Origin of the sequence: Rathayibacter sp. AY1E2, assembly GCF_002932325.1 — a bacterium.
Lineage (GTDB): Bacteria > Actinomycetota > Actinomycetes > Actinomycetales > Microbacteriaceae > Rathayibacter.
Map to the genome: position 1 here is coordinate 79,222 of NZ_PSVO01000011.1, position 14,717 is coordinate 93,938.

Below are 14,717 nucleotides of genomic sequence, written 5' to 3' on the forward strand. Positions count from 1 at the left end.
TCTCACCGCTCCCGGAGGGCGGAGTCGAAACTGTGTGGAGCGGAGCCCTCTTACTTGGAGGAGGACAGGGCGTCGGCGCCGCCGACGATCTCGGCGATCTGCTGCGTGATCTCGGTCTGGCGGGCGTTGTTGGCGAGACGCGTGTAGGTCTTGATCAGCGTGTCCGCGTTGTCGCTCGCCGACTTCATGGCCTTCTGGCGTGCCGCGTGCTCCGAGGCCGCCGACTGCAGCATCGCGTTGAAGATGCGGCTCTCGACATACACGGGCAGGAGGCGGTCGAGGACCGTCTCGGGGTCGGGCTCGAACTCGTAGAGCGGGTACAGCTCGCTGTTCTGCTCCTCGGCGCCCTCGACGACCTCGAGCGGCAGCAGCCGGACGACGGTCGGCTGCTGGGTGACCATGCTGACGAAGCGGTTGTAGACGAGGTGGATCTCGTCCACGCCGCCCTCCTCGTCATCGAGGTTGTACGACTCGACGACCGCGTCCGCGATCTCCTTCGCCGTCTCGAACACGGGCTGGTCGGTGCCGCCCGTCCAGACGCGGACGCTGGCCCGCTTCCGGAACGAGAAGTACGCGTTCGCCTTGCGGCCGACCAGGTAGAAGACGACCTCCTTGCCCTCGCTGCGCAGCAGCGCGGCCAGCTCCTCGGCCTCCTTGAGCACGCTCGAGGAGAACGCGCCGGCGAGGCCGCGGTCGGAGGTGAAGATCACGATCGCGGCCGTGTCCAGCTTCTCGCGCTCGGTCGTGAGCGGGTGCTCCACGTTCGAGTAGGTCGCGACAGCGGACACGGCGCGCGTGATCGCGTTCGAGTACGGCGCCGCGGCAGCGACGCGGTTCTGCGCCTTCTGGATGCGCGAGGCCGAGATCAGCTCCATGGCCCGAGTGATCTTCTTGGTCGTCTGGGCCGAGCGGATCTTCGACCGGTAGACCCGGAGTTGCGCTCCCATGTGTCTCCTGTTGTCCTAAAAGTGGCGAATCGACGGGGTGCCGCTGGTCAGCGACGGCCCTTGACGATCTTCTCCTGGCCGACCTCGTCGGCCGCGATGGCCTGGTGCTCCTCGCGCCCGACCGAGGCGAGCGGCTTGCCCTCACCGGTCTGGAACTCCAGCTTGAAGCCGTCGACGGCACGGTTGAGCTCGGCGACGGTGTCGTCGGAGAGCACGTTGGTGTCGCGGAGGGTGTTCAGCACCTGGGTGTTGCGGCCCAGGTAGTCCAGGAGCTCGCGCTCGAAGCGCAGCACGTCGGGGACCGGGACCTCGTCGAGCTTGCCGTTCGTTCCGGCCCAGATCGAGACGACCTGCTCCTCGACGGGGTACGGCGAGTACTGCGGCTGCTTGAGCAGCTCGGTCAGGCGGGCGCCGCGGGCGAGCTGACGGCGCGAGGCGGCGTCGAGGTCGGAGGCGAACATCGCGAAGGCCTCGAGCGAGCGGTACTGCGCCAGCTCGAGCTTCAGCGTGCCGGAGACCTTCTTGATCGACTTGACCTGCGCGTCGCCGCCGACCCGCGAGACCGAGATGCCCACGTCGACCGCGGGACGCTGGTTGGCGTTGAAGAGGTCGGACTGGAGGAAGATCTGGCCGTCGGTGATCGAGATCACGTTGGTCGGGATGTAGGCCGAGACGTCGTTGGCCTTGGTCTCGATGATCGGGAGACCGGTCATCGAGCCGGCGCCGAGCTCGTCGGACAGCTTCGCGCAGCGCTCCAGCAGACGGGAGTGCAGGTAGAAGACGTCACCCGGGTACGCCTCGCGGCCCGGCGGGCGGCGCAGGAGGAGCGACACGGCGCGGTAGGCCTCGGCCTGCTTCGACAGGTCGTCGAAGATGATCAGGACGTGCTTGCCGCCGTACATCCAGTGCTGGCCGATGGCCGAGCCGGTGTAGGGGGCGAGGTACTTGAAGCCGGCGGGGTCGGAGGCGGGGGACGCGACGATGGTCGTGTACTCCATCGCTCCGGCGTCCTCGAGCGCGCCCTTCACCGAGGCGATGGTCGAGCCCTTCTGGCCGATGGCGACGTAGATGCAGCGGACCTGCTTGTTCGTGTCGCCCGACTCCCAGTTGGCCTTCTGATTGATGATCGTGTCGATCGCGATGGCCGTCTTGCCGGTCTGGCGGTCGCCGATGATGAGCTGGCGCTGGCCGCGGCCGACCGGGATCATCGCGTCGATGGCCTTGATGCCGGTCTGCAGCGGCTCGTGGACCGACTTGCGCGACATGACGCCGGGAGCCTGGAGCTCGAGGGCGCGGCGGCCCTCGGAGACGATCTCGCCGAGTCCGTCGATCGGGTTGCCGAGCGGGTCGACGACGCGGCCGAGGTAGCCGTCGCCGACGGGGACCGAGAGGACCTCGCCGGTGCGGGTGACCTCCATGCCCTCCTCGATGCCGGAGAACTCGCCGAGGACGACGACGCCGATCTCGTTCTCGTCGAGGTTCTGGGCCAGGCCCAGGACACCGTTGGAGAAGCGGATGAGCTCGTTGGCCATGACGCCGGGGAGGCCCTCGACGTGGGCGATGCCGTCGGCGGCGTCGATGACGTAGCCGACCTCGGTGGTGGAGGCCTTGCCCGGCTCGTACGACGAGACGAAGTCCTTCAGCGCGTCGCGGATCTCATCCGGGCTGATGGTGATATCTGCCATGGGAATTCCTATTCGTTGGGTCCGTGCGAGCCGAAGAGGTCGTCGGGGCCTGACCTGGATGGTGCGGGGGTCGAGGGCAGTGCCCTCTGAGGATACGTGCGCCCGTCAGGACGCGAGCTGGAGCTTCAGGTCGGACAGCCGTGCGGAGACGGTTCCGTCGATGACCTCGTCGCCGACGTGCAGGCGCATCCCGCCCAGGAGGGAGGGATCGACCACGACGTTGACGGAGACCGGTCGGCTGTACTGGCGCGTGAGCGCCGAGCGGAGCCGGTCGAGCTGCTCGGGGGCGATCGGTGCGGCGACCGAGACCGTGGCGAGGATGAACCCGCCCTGGTCGGCGACCACGCCTGCTGCGAAGCGGACGAGCTCCGGGATGCGGCGACCGCGCGGGTGCACGATCAGCTGCCGGAGGATCGCCAGCGTCTCGGCCGCGGCCTTGCCCTCGAGGAGGCGCTGCACGAGCGCGACCTTCGAGTCGGCGGCGGCGAGCTTGCTGCCGAGCGCGAGCTCGAGCTGGGCGTCGGAGGCGACGACCTCGCCGAAGGAGTGGAGCTCCTTCTCGAGGTTGACGCCCTCCGGAGCGGACGACGCGATCGCGCGGACCCCGACCTCCTCGACCCCGGCGACCATGTCGCTCGGGCTCGACCAGCGGTGGCCGACGATCACGGTGAGCAGGCGCTTGGCCGGCTCGCCGAAGGGACCGAACACGCGGGCGACGAGAGCCTGCTTGCTGCTCGAGTCGGCGCTCGGGTCGGCGAGGGCCGCGCGCAGCTGCGCCTGGCCGTCGATGACCCGTGCGGCCTCGAAGAGCTGCTGGGCCGTGTCGAGGGACGCCTGACCGGCGAGGGCGGAGAGCTCCGCCTTCGCCGATGCGAGTGCCTGCCTGGACGCGCTGCCCATCAGTTGTTCGCCTTCTCCGAGGCCTCGAGGTCGGCGAGGAAGCGGTCCACGATCGCGGACGCCTTCGCGTCGTCGTTGAGGCTCTCGCCGATCACGCCGGAGGCGAGGTCGATGGCGAGGGTTCCGACTTCGGAGCGGAGCGAGACCACGGCGGCCTGACGGTCCGCCTCGATCTGAGCGTGCGCGTTGTGGAGGATGCGCTCGGCCTCGACCTGCGCCTGCTCCTTCTTCGCCGCCACGATCGCGTTGCCGTCGGCGTTCGCCTTCTCACGGATCACTCCGGCCTCGGCGCGGGCCTCGGCCAGCTGGGCGGTGTACTTCTCGAGGGCGGCCTCGGCCTGTCGCTGGGCCTCGTCGGCCTTCGCGATGTTCCCCTCGATCGCGGCGGAGCGCGCGTCGAGCATCTTCTGCAGGCGCGGCAGGACCAGCCTCCAGAAGAAGAACAGCAGGATGAGGAAGATCACCCCCGACCAGAAGAAGTCGTAGAACTCCGGGATCAGAATGACCGCGGGGACGTCACCTTCTTCCGCAGCGATGTTCACAGCGGTGCTGAACACGACTACGCCGCGAAGATGAAGTAGGTGGCGAGGCCGATGAGCGCGAGCACCTCGGTGAACGCGATGCCGAGGAACATCGTGGTCTGGAGGCGGCCGGCCATCTCGGGCTGGCGCGCCATGGCCTCGACGGTCTTGCCCGCGACGATGCCGACACCGATGCCGGGGCCGATCGCTGCGAGGCCGTAACCGACCGTCGCGATGTTGCCGGTGAGTTCGGCGAGAACGGTGACTGAGTCCACGAGTGGGTCCTTTCAGTGGGGTGATCGTGAGAACGGGCGGGAGCCCGTGAGTAGTGGGGTCAGTGCTCCTCGGCGACGGCCAACTGGATGTAGACCGCAGCGAGGAGGGTGAAGATGTAGGCCTGCAGCACGGCGACGAGGAGCTCGAAGAGCGTGAACGCACCGCCGAAGGCGAAGGTCACGACGCCGAAGAGCTTGAAGCCCGGGTCGATCTGGGAGCTGAAGAGGAAGAACTGCGTGGCCGAGAAGCACAGCACCAGCAGGAGGTGGCCGACGATCATGTTCATCACGAGCCGCAGTGCGAGCGAGAGCGGACGGATGATGAACGTCTGCAGCAGCTCGATCGGCGTGAGGATGAAGTAGATCAGGAACGGCGCTCCGGGCGGGAACAGGGCGTTCTTGAAGAAGCCCATCCCCCGGTCCTTGATGCCCGCGTAGATGAACGTCACGTAGGCGACCAGGCCGAGGAAGAGCGGCATGCCCACCACGGAGGTCCCCGCGATGTTCAGGAACGGGACGATGCCGGTCAGGTTCATCGAGATGATCGCGAAGAAGATCGTCACGAGGATCGGGAGGAACCGGCGCGCGTCCTTCTCGCCGAGGATGTCCTTGGCGATGGTGACGCGGACGAAGTCGAACGCGAGCTCGACGACGTTCTGGAAGCGGCCGGGGACGAGACGCAGCTTGCGCGTCCCGAGCCAGAAGAACAGCATCAGTGCGATGACCGCGATGAAGCGGACCAGCATGACGCGGTTGATCTCGAAAGGGGTTCCCTCGAAGAGGAAACCGGGCGGGAAGAACTCGGAGATCGACGGGGTGTGGAAGTCACTCTCACCGGTCGAGGACGAGACCAACAGGGTCACAGCGTTAGCAAACAGCGCTAGCTCCTGGAATTCGGGGCGTGGCACGTTGCAGCCGACCGAATCGAATCATTCGGACGCAACGCTCTCGCGACGACGAAAGGTGGGGTTTTCCGCTCGGACGGCGATCGTGCTCGACGACCTCCATCAACGATGAGACGATCTGAGGACACGTTCGCCTGCGGGATTCGTCCCTACTGTAGCAACAGAACGGCCTGAGAGCCGAATCGTGGTCCTCTCAGGAACCGTTCGGCTCGTCCTCATCGGGCGATGTCGCTGACGTTCGGCATGCGCGAGCGCGAGACGACCAGGACGTCGATCACCAGGGACCCCAGGACGGCGACGATGATCGTGACGAACATCGCGGTGCTGTTCAGCCACGGCTGGTCGCGTAGGACCAGGGCGGCGATCACGAACAGCACGAACTTGGCGAGCCACGTGCCGAGGACGACGGCGAAGAACCCGCCGATGTCGAGGCGGTTGGCGACGAGGATGCTCGCGGCGGTGAGGAGCACCATCACGCCGCCGACGATCGCGCCGAGGAGGGCTCCGATGGCGCCCTCTCCCCCGGCGGCGATCCCGCCGACGACGGTGCCGAGAACGGCCAGGGCGAGCACGAAGAGGCCGCCCACGACCAGCGCGCGGCGCAGGACGGGTACGGACGCGGGCTGCGGACGGGGGGTGGCCGGGGAGGCTCCGGTCATGATGCTTCCTTCCGCGCCGTGGTTGGCGCTGTCGTGTCCCGGTCGATCGGGAGTCCGGCCGGCGGACGGAGCAGCTCCGTCGAGGACGCGCGGTCGAGGGGGTCGAGGACGGGTGAGGCCTCCGCGGACTGCGCCGCCGCCTCGAGCCGCTTGCGGCGGCTGAGCGGGGCGAGCGTCACGACGGTGCAGACCAGCAGACCGGCTCCGAGGAAGACGAGCGGGACCCACAGCACGTCGACCACGAACATCAGCAGGCAGCTGACGGCGACGACGGCGGTCCACGCGTAGAAGATCAGCACGGCGTGCAGGTGGGAGTGCCCCATGTCGAGCAGGCGGTGGTGCAGGTGCTTCCGGTCGGCGCTGAACGGCGACTTTCCCGCGCGCAGGCGCCTGATCACGGCGAGGCCGAAGTCCATCAGCGGCACCACGAGGATCGCGAACGGCAGGATGATCGGGATGAACGCGGGCAGGAGCTCCTTCGCCGCGAGCTGGGCCGGGTCGATCTGGCCGGTGACCGCGATCGCGGAGGTGGCCATCAGCATCCCGATCAGCAGTGCGCCGCTGTCGCCCATGAACATCCGCGCCGGACGCCAGTTGATGGGGAGGAATCCGGCGCAGGCGCCGACGAGCAGGACCGCGATGAGCGAGGCCAGGTTGAAGTAGTCGGTGGGCGAGGTCTGCTGCACCAGCAGGTAGCTGTAGAGGAAGAAGACCCCGTTGGAGATCAGGGCGACGCCCGCCACGAGGCCGTCGAGGCCGTCGATGAAGTTGAGAGCGTTGGTGACCAGGACGATCGCGAGCACGGTGATGATCAGCGACATCCACGGCGAGCCGACGGTCAGGCCGCCGATCGGCAGGGAGACGATCTGCACGCCCTTCCAGGCGATCAGGCCGGCGGCGATCAGCTGACCGGCCAGCTTCGTGGTCCAGTCCAGGTCCCAGATGTCGTCGGCGACGCCGATGAGGACGATGAGCAGGCTCGCGCCGAGGATCGCGAGGATCGGCTCGGGATTGGCGAACACCAGCCGGAAGTAGGGCAGCTGGGAGGCGATGCCGAAGCCGACGAGGATCCCGATGAACATCGCGATGCCGCCCAGGCGGGGGGTCGGCCGCGTGTGCATGTCCCTGACGCGGATCTTCGGGTAGAGCCGGTACTTCAGGCTCAGCTTCCAGATGACCCACGACAGCGCTCCGGTCACGAGCGCGACCGCGAGCGAGACGAGGGCGAAGGTGATCACCGGTTACTCACCCGGAGCGGAGTCGGTGCGGGCGGCGCCGGTGCCGGTGTTGGGCGTCGGCGCGTTCGTGCTCGACGAACCCGTGTCCGGCGCATCGGCGGAATCGACGGGAGCGGAGTCGTCCTGCAGGCGGGCACCGGAGGCCCAGTCGGGGCGCGCTGTCGGGGTCCGCTCGAAGGCGTACGGGTCGCTGCCGGTCGCGGTCTCGGCGGGCTCCTGCTGGTCCCCGGCCTGCGCCGCGCCGACCGTGGAGGCGTCGGGCTCCGACGTCTCGGCGCGGGGCGCGTCCGGATCCGGCAGCAGGTCGCCGACGACCTCGCGGATCCGCTCGGCCGACACGACTCCCTGGCGCAGGATGCGCAGGGTGCCGCCCTCGAAGCTCAGCGCTGTCGCATCGACGATCGTCGAGGACTCGCTGGCGCCCGCGGGGCGGTCGCTGTAGCGCGATCCGGCGGCGCCGGCGTCGAGATAGACGTCGACGGAGTCGCCGAGCTGGTCGAACGCCTCCTGTGCGGTCGTGGCCGAGGGCTGCCCCGTGCGGTTGGCGGAGGAGACCGCCAGCGGACCGGTCTCGGCGAGGAGCTCGATCGTCACCGGGTTGTCCGGCATGCGCAGCGCCACGGTCCCGCGCGTCTCGCCCAGGTCCCAGACCAGGGAGGGCTGGGCGTGCAGGACGATGGTGAGCCCGCCGGGCCAGAACTCTCGCGCGAGGTCGCGCACCGCCTCCGGCACGTTCTCGGCGAGGGCGTCGAGGGCGGCCACGTCCCCGATCAGGACGGGCGGCGGCGACTGCCTCGTCCGTCCCTTCGCGTCGAGCAGGCGCTGGACCGCGGCGGCGTCGAACGCGTTGGCTGCGACGCCGTAGACGGTGTCGGTGGGGATCACCACGAGCTCGCCGCGGCCGATGGCCGTCCGCGCGAGACGGGTGCCGGTCAGGAGGTCCGTGTCGACGGAGCAGTCGTAGATGCGTGCCATAACGGGTCGATGATACCGGCGCGGTCCGTGTCCGGACCGGCTGCGGCGCGGCGGTCGCGTCAGCGCCGCCCGAGGCCGGGGCTCGGCGGCCGTCGCAGCGGCGCCCGACCCGTGCCGGCCGAGGCCGCCGGAGCGCTTCCGTGAGGCACTCGGCCCGGCGCGGGGACCTCCGCCGACAGGACGCCCACGAGCGCCACGGAGACGGCGAGCGTCGCGAGCGAGTGCTGATCGCCGAACCAGGTGGTGTTGTCGGCCATCCCGTGCAGGAACGTCCAGAGGACGGCGACGGCGAGCGCCCCGACGGCGACGGCCTCGTTCCGGGCGACCCGGAGGAGCAGGCGCACGACGGCGACGGTGGCGAGGAGGAGGAACGCGAGGACGGGGAGCGCGATCAGGAGCCCGCCGTTGGTCCACGCGGTGACGAGGAGGTTGTGAGGCGGGCGCGGCTCGCTGTGCTGGGTGAACTGCGACCCGCGCGCCAGCCACAGCTCCTGCCATCCGCCGTACCCCAGCCCCAGCAGCCAGTTGTCGGGGAACGCACTCGCAGCCAGGCGCAGGAAGTCGCCGCGGGCCCCGAGCGTGAGCAGGCCCGCCTCCGCCAGCTGCGGAAAGGACACGGCGACGGCGTACACGGCCGTGATCCCGGAGGGGATGGTGATCATCCAGGCGACCGGACCGAGGCTGCGTCCCTTGAGTCCGCGGATCGCGGCGACCAGCAGGGGCAGGACGATCGCGAGGACGATCGCGGTCTTGGACAGCGTGAAGAGGGCGCCGACCAGCCCGGCGACGGCGACGAGCAGGAGGAGCCTCCCCCGCTGCCGTCTCCAGACGGCGAAGGCCAGCGCGCCGGTCGTGGCCATGTACATCGAGGCGATGTTGCCGTTGAGGAAGAACCCTCCCGACTTCTCCTGCAGGACGTTGTTGAAGGACGTCGTGAAGATGTCCCGCACGTAGATGTCGGAGAACAGCACCGCGTCCGGCCACCGGAGGTAGGCGGTCTCCTGCACGGGATCGAGCTGGAAGAGGATCGTGAGCGTCACCTGGAGGAGGAACACGGGCGCCGCCCAGCCGAGGGCGCGGCCGACGACACGCCAGGCGCCGTCGCCGAGCCCGCGGACGGCCAGGTACGGAGTGAGGAAGGAGACGACGGAGACCACGTCGCGCAGCGCGGCCGCGCGTGCTCCGGAGTAGGTGAGCGCGAAGAGGGTGCCGGCGATCACGAGGAGGACCACGACCACGAACCGGTCGATCCGCCCGCCGCGCAGCCGCGCGACGGAGTACGGGAGGAAGAGCAGGCTCCAGGCGACCGGAGCGGTGACGGGGCCCAGGGTGTAGAGCTGCACGACGCTCAGCGCCAGGAGCACCGCGAGGAAGACGAGGACGATCCGCTCGTGCCGCCGCTGAGCGGGATCCGCCGACGCGCGCGACGGCAGCCCGCGGGTCTTCGGAGCGTCGGTGACGCGGGTCGCGGCGATGACGGAGGGATGAGAGGCGGTCCGGCGGCGGAGGAGGGCGTCGTCGGCGTGGCGGCCCATGTCAGAGCCGTTCCGCGGAGGTGCCGGTGGCGGCCTCCGTCTGGCGGAGCGGAGGAGCGGCGCGCCGATTCCGGGACGACGGGCCGACCTCTCGCGGCGGGAGGGTCGTCCGCGGGCGCCGGTCCGAGGCGGGAGGCGGATCGAGCAGCACGGGAGAGGCGGTGGCGTCGGCGGACGCGGGCGGGAGAGGGGATGCAGGTGGCATGTCGCGCCGACACTAATCGCGCGGCACGAGCCTCGACGGGCTTGGCGCGGAACGTCGATCCGCGTGCGCGCGGCGGCCCCGCGCCTCAGCCACGGGGGTCTGCCAGCAGCTCGTCCGCGCGGCGGGCGATGCCCGGCCAGCCGAAGTCCGCCGCTCGGCGCCGCGACGCCGCAGCGACCTCCGCGCGTCGCCGGGGATCGCGCAGCGAGGCGATGAGGGCGGGGAGCTCCGCGAGGACGGCGTCCGCGACCTCCTCCTCCGTGCCCGGCGGGACGAGGACGGATCCGTCGACCACTCCGTCGGAGGTGCGCAGGATCTCGGGGAGGCCTCCGCGCTCGACCGTCACGACGGGGATCCCCCGCGAGAGCGCCTCCACCACCACCATCCCGAACGGCTCGTTCCAGCGGCAGGGGTAGAGCAGGAGTGCCGAGGAGCCGAACAGCTCCAGCAGGTCCTCGTGCCGGAGGAACGGGAGCCGGCGCACGGCGCCGGGCAGGGTGGCGACCGCCTCGTCGAGCGCTCGGACGTACGGGGTGGGCGTCGCGTCGTCCCCGAGGCCCGATGCGCCGGCGATGACCAGTCGCAGATCGGCGCCGTGCTCGGTCCGCATCCGCCTCACGATCTCGACGGCCTCGCGGGCTCCCTTCTCGGCCACCAGTCGCCCGGCGAAGACCGCCTCCGCAGTCCCGCCGAGCGGCTCCGGCGGGACCTCGGGCGGAGGGACGACCCCGTTGTACAGGACGGTTGTGGTGATCAGGCCGTACCGGTCGACCGCTCGGGCGCGCAGGAACTCGCTGCAGAAGATCCACTCGTCGACCGCGTCGAGGTAGCGCCGGGCCGCGGCGGGATCGGGCGGCAGGTGATCGAGCAGGTCGTTGTGCAGGTGTGTGACGATCCGCCCCCGGTAGCCCAGGCGGCGCAGGCGCACGGCGTAGCGGGGGCGGTTGTGGATCCAGACCGTCGGGACACGGCGCAGCGACGGAGCGAGCACCAGCAGCCAGAAGCGCCCGCCGAAGGACAGCCGGCGCAGCTCGGAGCCCGGGTCGCTGTCGCGCCTATGCGCCAGGAGGAGTGCCGCGCGCCGCTGGACCGCGTAGATCCGCCGGTACAGACGATGGGGCCTGACGTCCACGCCCGGTGACGCCGACGACCACGGCGCGTGCACGGCGATCCGGAGCGAGGACCGGGACACCGTCTCGCGGACCCAGGTCGCCACGGCTCCCCCGCTGCCGTCGAAGCGCTCCTCGGCGGCCAGCACCACGGCGACCTCGACCGGGGCGGCGGCGCCGGGCCGGAACCGGGCGGGCAGTCGTGACAGGACGAGCGATCGCGCCTCGGCGATGTCGCGCCCCGGCGCCAGGAGGGCGGTCGCTCCCAGCACGAGGCCCGCGAGCGCCAGCTCCACCGGGAGCAGCCGCAGGGGCGCGCCCTCGGGGAGGATGCGGAGCAGAAGCAGCACGATCGCCATCGGCGCGGCGAGCAGCGGCCCCGCCGCGCACGCGCGCAGGAACGCACCGAGGCGCACTCCGAGCACCACCCGCAGCACGGCGCAGGTGACGGCGAAGCCGAGAGCGCTCGAGAGCAGCAGCCCGCCGATCAAGCCGTCGAGTCCGAACAGCACTCCCCCGCCGACGATCATCGGGACCGTGATCGCGGTCTTCACGATGTTCACGACCAGCCCGAACCGCACCCGGTCCATCGCCATCAGGATGAAGCCGACCGGATTGCCGATCGCCCGCACCGCGCCCACCACCGTCAGTGCGCTCGTCATGCCCGCGATCCAGCCCCAGCCGGGTCCGTAGAACAGTCGCACGATCTCCTCGGAGCGCAGCGCCACCAGCATCAGCGGCGGGATGCTCGCCATGCTGAGCACCGCGGTGACGCGGAGGTGGTTCCGCGCGACGCGCTCACGGTCGTGCTGGATCGAGGAGAACACCGGGAACATCACCCGCGTCACGATCGGGTTGACCCTCGCGGGGAGGTTCACGGCGAGGTTGTATCCCAGGGTGTACCCGCCCAGCTGGGCCGGTCCGAGCAGGCGGCCGATCGCGAGCGAGCCGGCGTTCGAGCCCAGGTAGTTGACGATGCCGTCGAGGGTCTGGAAGACGCCGAAGGAGAGGAAGCGGGCGGTCTCGCGGATCCGGAACCGGAATCGCAGTCGGAACCAGCGCCGAGCCTGCACGAGGGCGAGCACGGAGCGCAGAGCCGCGGTCGCGACGAGCCCCCACGCGTAGGAGAGCGCCCCTGCTCCAGAGACCGCGAGGCAGACCGTCACGGCGAAGCCGCCGACGAGAGCGATCGTCTCGGACACGGCGACCGCTCGGAACCGGATCCCCTTCTCGAGCACCGCTCTCGGCACCTGCCCGGCTGCGCTGCCCACGAACACGAGCGAGGCGACGGTGAGGACCGGCGCCGCGGCGGCGGACCCGAGCAGGGAGGCGATCGGTGCGGCGCCCAGGAGGACGGCGACGGTGACCAGGAGCCCGACGGAGAGGTTGAGCCAGAAGACCGACGAGAGCTCGAAGCTGGTCGCCCGCCGGCGCTGGATGATCGCCTGGGCGACCCCCATGCCGAGGAAGATGTCGACGAACGCGTTGAGCAGGGCGACGATCGCGATGATCCCCATCTCGGAGGGGTCCAGCAGTCTCGCCAGGAGCGCGAACTGCCCGAGCTGCACGACGAGCGCGACGGCGAACGAGACCGCCGTCCAGGCGGTCGCGTCGACGGTGCTCCGGCGCAGGCTCACCTCTCCCGCCCGGCGGAGGCCGGACGGAGGCCCGGTCGCGGATCGTCGGCGCGGTGCTCGGCGCGGCTCATCCGCGATCTCCGTCCGTCGTCGTCGGCATCGATCGGCCGGCCGCCCGGTCGTAGAGGTCCTCGAGGTCGCGGATCCGCTCGGCGAGGTCGAACGAGGCGAGCACGCGCTCCCGCCCCTCCGCGCCCATCCGCGTCGCGCGGTCCGGGTCCCGGAGCAGGGCGGCGAGCGCCCCGGTCAGGCCGGGCACGTCCCCCTCCGGGACGAGCAGCCCGGTGACGCCGTCCTGGACCGCCTCCGGGACGCCGCCGTGGCGGTACGAGACGACAGGGACGCCTGCGAGCGCGGCCTCGAGGAAGACCATGCCGAAGCCCTCGGAGTCGCCTGTCGCCGCGGTCCGAGACGGTGCGCAGAAGACAGCGGCGCCGGCGAGGATGCGGGCGACCTCGGCGGGGGGCAGGGAGCCGGTGAAGGTCACCTGCAGGCCCAGCCGCGCCGCCTGCTCGACGAGCGCCTCCCGCAGGTGGCCGTCGCCGACGACGGTCAGGGGGACGTCGCGGATCGGTCCGGGGAGGGCGGCGACCGCCTCGAGCAGATCCGGAACGCCCTTCTTGTCGGTGAGGCGTCCGACGAAGACGATTCCCGCGCGCTCCGCAGCCGGTGCGGCCTCGGGGCGGGAGGTCGGGACGCCGATGTAGCCCACTCCGGTGCGCCGCGGGTCCGCCCCCAGGCGCAGGAGCCCGTCGGTGATGAAGCGGGACACGCCGATCACCGCGTGCGCGGTACGGAAGACGGTGCGGGCCTCGAGGGCGCGGTGAGCTCGGGCGAGGGGTCGGAGCAGGCGCGGAGCTCCGGTCGCGAGCGGCCAGCTGGTCACGTCGTAGCCGTGCCCCGTCACGACGAGCGGGAGGCGCCTCCTCCGTGCGTACCGCGCGATGGAGACGGCGTCGATGAGGAAGTGCGCATGGATGAGGGCGGGCCGGTGCTCATCGACGATCGCGTCGAGCCGTCGTGATACTCCGAACCACCGCAGGAGGAGGGACCGCCGCCCGCGAGGGGTGATCGGATCGTGCAGGACGATGTCCGTGCGGTCGTGGAGGACGCCCGAGCCGATGCGCTCGAGGCCCACTCCGAGGGCGCGCCAGCGCTCGAGTCCGTGCATCTGATTGCGGACGAACGTCTCGGAGTCCTGCAGCCACGCGCGCTTCCAGACCAGGACCAGCGGCCTCTCGCCGGCGACGCCGCCCGCGTGCTCAGCGGACGGCACGGCGCACCCGGTAGCGGAGGGCCGCGACCACGCTCGGCAGCACCCGCACGGCGTCGCCCAGATAGCGCCGCCAGAGCCTGCCGGGCTCCCGGCTGAGCCGGTGCGCCCACTCGAGGCCGAGGCGCTGCACCACGAGCGGCGCCCGCGGGATCTCGCCGGCGAGGAAGTCCACGGCGGCGCCGACGCCGAGGCACACCGCTCCCGTGCCGCCGACGGCGAGCAGGCGCTCGCGAACCTCCTCCTGCTTGGGGGAGCCGAGGCAGAGCGCGACGATGCGGACGTCGGCCGTGCGCAGAGTCGAGGAGAGGCGGGCGAGGTAGGCGTCGTCCGCGAGCTCGGCCGGCTCCGGCGAGACGACGACCGGAACCTGGAGCCCGGCGAAGCGCTGCTGCAGCTCGGCGGCTGCGCGATCGCCGACTCCGGGGCGTCCGCCGATGAGAGCGACCGGCGCACCCTCGAGCGCCGCGCGGCGGCAGACCTCGGTGAAGAGGTCGATGCCCGTCACGCGGCTCGCCGTGCGGTGGCCGTACGAGCGGGCCAGCCAGACCAGAGGCGCCCCGTCGAGCACCACGAGGGACGCCCGGCCGTAGTACCGCCGGAACTCGCCGGAGTGCTTCCAGCGCACGAAGTGGTCGGTGTTCGGCGTGACGACCAGCTCGTCGCGGCCTCTCCGGGACAGCTCGAGCACGGCCTCCGCCGCCTCGTCGAGCGTGGTGATGCTGGCCGGCATCCGCTCGATGCGGCCGGTGATGTAGGAGGTCATGCCGGTGCTCCTCGGGGGTAGGCGCGGGAGGGAGGGAACGGAGCTGGTGTGCGGAAGGGTCCGGTCGCGGCCGCCTGCACGGGGACG

Annotated in this window: 13 protein-coding genes; all 13 read right to left on the reverse strand. The window is 70.9% G+C overall.

Annotated features, from left to right (window positions below; all coding sequences use genetic code 11):
• Positions 1-50: 50 nt before the first annotated feature.
• Positions 51-947, reverse strand: coding sequence for a F0F1 ATP synthase subunit gamma (locus C5C49_RS09980; protein ID WP_104223024.1), 897 nt, complete (start codon positions 945-947; stop codon positions 51-53).
• A 47-nt stretch (positions 948-994) separates the two neighbouring features.
• Complete coding sequence (gene atpA / locus C5C49_RS09985) at positions 995-2,632, reverse strand: F0F1 ATP synthase subunit alpha (protein ID WP_104346075.1); 1,638 nt, start codon at positions 2,630-2,632, stop codon at positions 995-997.
• Between the two features lie 105 nt (positions 2,633-2,737).
• Complete coding sequence (locus tag C5C49_RS09990; protein WP_104346076.1) at positions 2,738-3,532, reverse strand: F0F1 ATP synthase subunit delta; 795 nt, start codon at positions 3,530-3,532, stop codon at positions 2,738-2,740.
• Positions 3,532-4,089 (reverse strand): F0F1 ATP synthase subunit B, encoded by a 558-nt coding sequence (locus C5C49_RS09995; protein WP_244229449.1) that lies wholly within the window; start codon positions 4,087-4,089, stop codon positions 3,532-3,534. Before C5C49_RS09995 ends, C5C49_RS09990 begins: the two co-directional genes overlap by 1 nt.
• 2 nt (positions 4,090-4,091) lie before the next feature.
• Entirely contained in the window at positions 4,092-4,328 is a 237-nt protein-coding gene (locus C5C49_RS10000) for an ATP synthase F0 subunit C (RefSeq protein ID WP_055794702.1), read from the reverse strand.
• A 59-nt stretch (positions 4,329-4,387) separates the two neighbouring features.
• Positions 4,388-5,191 carry a F0F1 ATP synthase subunit A gene (gene atpB / locus C5C49_RS10005; RefSeq protein ID WP_068254016.1) on the reverse strand — a complete coding sequence of 268 codons (804 nt, stop codon included), beginning with the start codon at positions 5,189-5,191 and terminating at the stop codon, positions 4,388-4,390.
• Positions 5,192-5,448: 257 nt separating this feature from the next.
• Positions 5,449-5,892, reverse strand: coding sequence for a hypothetical protein (locus tag C5C49_RS10010; protein ID WP_104223021.1), 444 nt, complete (start codon positions 5,890-5,892; stop codon positions 5,449-5,451).
• Positions 5,889-7,130 (reverse strand): MraY family glycosyltransferase, encoded by a 1,242-nt coding sequence (locus C5C49_RS10015; RefSeq protein WP_181135749.1) that lies wholly within the window; start codon positions 7,128-7,130, stop codon positions 5,889-5,891. The genes C5C49_RS10010 and C5C49_RS10015 overlap by 4 nt, the downstream gene beginning before the upstream one ends.
• Before the next feature lie 3 nt (positions 7,131-7,133).
• A complete protein-coding gene (locus tag C5C49_RS10020; RefSeq protein ID WP_104323882.1) occupies positions 7,134-8,105 on the reverse strand; it encodes an L-threonylcarbamoyladenylate synthase in 972 nt (323 codons plus the stop codon).
• A 59-nt stretch (positions 8,106-8,164) separates the two neighbouring features.
• The gene (locus C5C49_RS10025) at positions 8,165-9,640 is read right to left on the reverse strand and encodes an O-antigen ligase (RefSeq protein ID WP_104225575.1); all 1,476 of its coding nucleotides are present in this window, start codon (positions 9,638-9,640) and stop codon (positions 8,165-8,167) included.
• 290 nt (positions 9,641-9,930) lie between these two features.
• Positions 9,931-12,591 carry an MOP flippase family protein gene (locus C5C49_RS10030; protein ID WP_104346077.1) on the reverse strand — a complete coding sequence of 887 codons (2,661 nt, stop codon included), beginning with the start codon at positions 12,589-12,591 and terminating at the stop codon, positions 9,931-9,933.
• Positions 12,592-12,658: 67 nt separating this feature from the next.
• On the reverse strand, positions 12,659-13,867 hold the full coding sequence (locus C5C49_RS10035; protein WP_104346078.1) for a glycosyltransferase: 1,209 nt from the start codon (positions 13,865-13,867) through the stop codon (positions 12,659-12,661).
• Positions 13,854-14,630, reverse strand: coding sequence for a WecB/TagA/CpsF family glycosyltransferase (locus tag C5C49_RS10040; RefSeq protein ID WP_104346079.1), 777 nt, complete (start codon positions 14,628-14,630; stop codon positions 13,854-13,856). Before C5C49_RS10040 ends, C5C49_RS10035 begins: the two co-directional genes overlap by 14 nt.
• Positions 14,631-14,717: the final 87 nt, after the last annotated feature.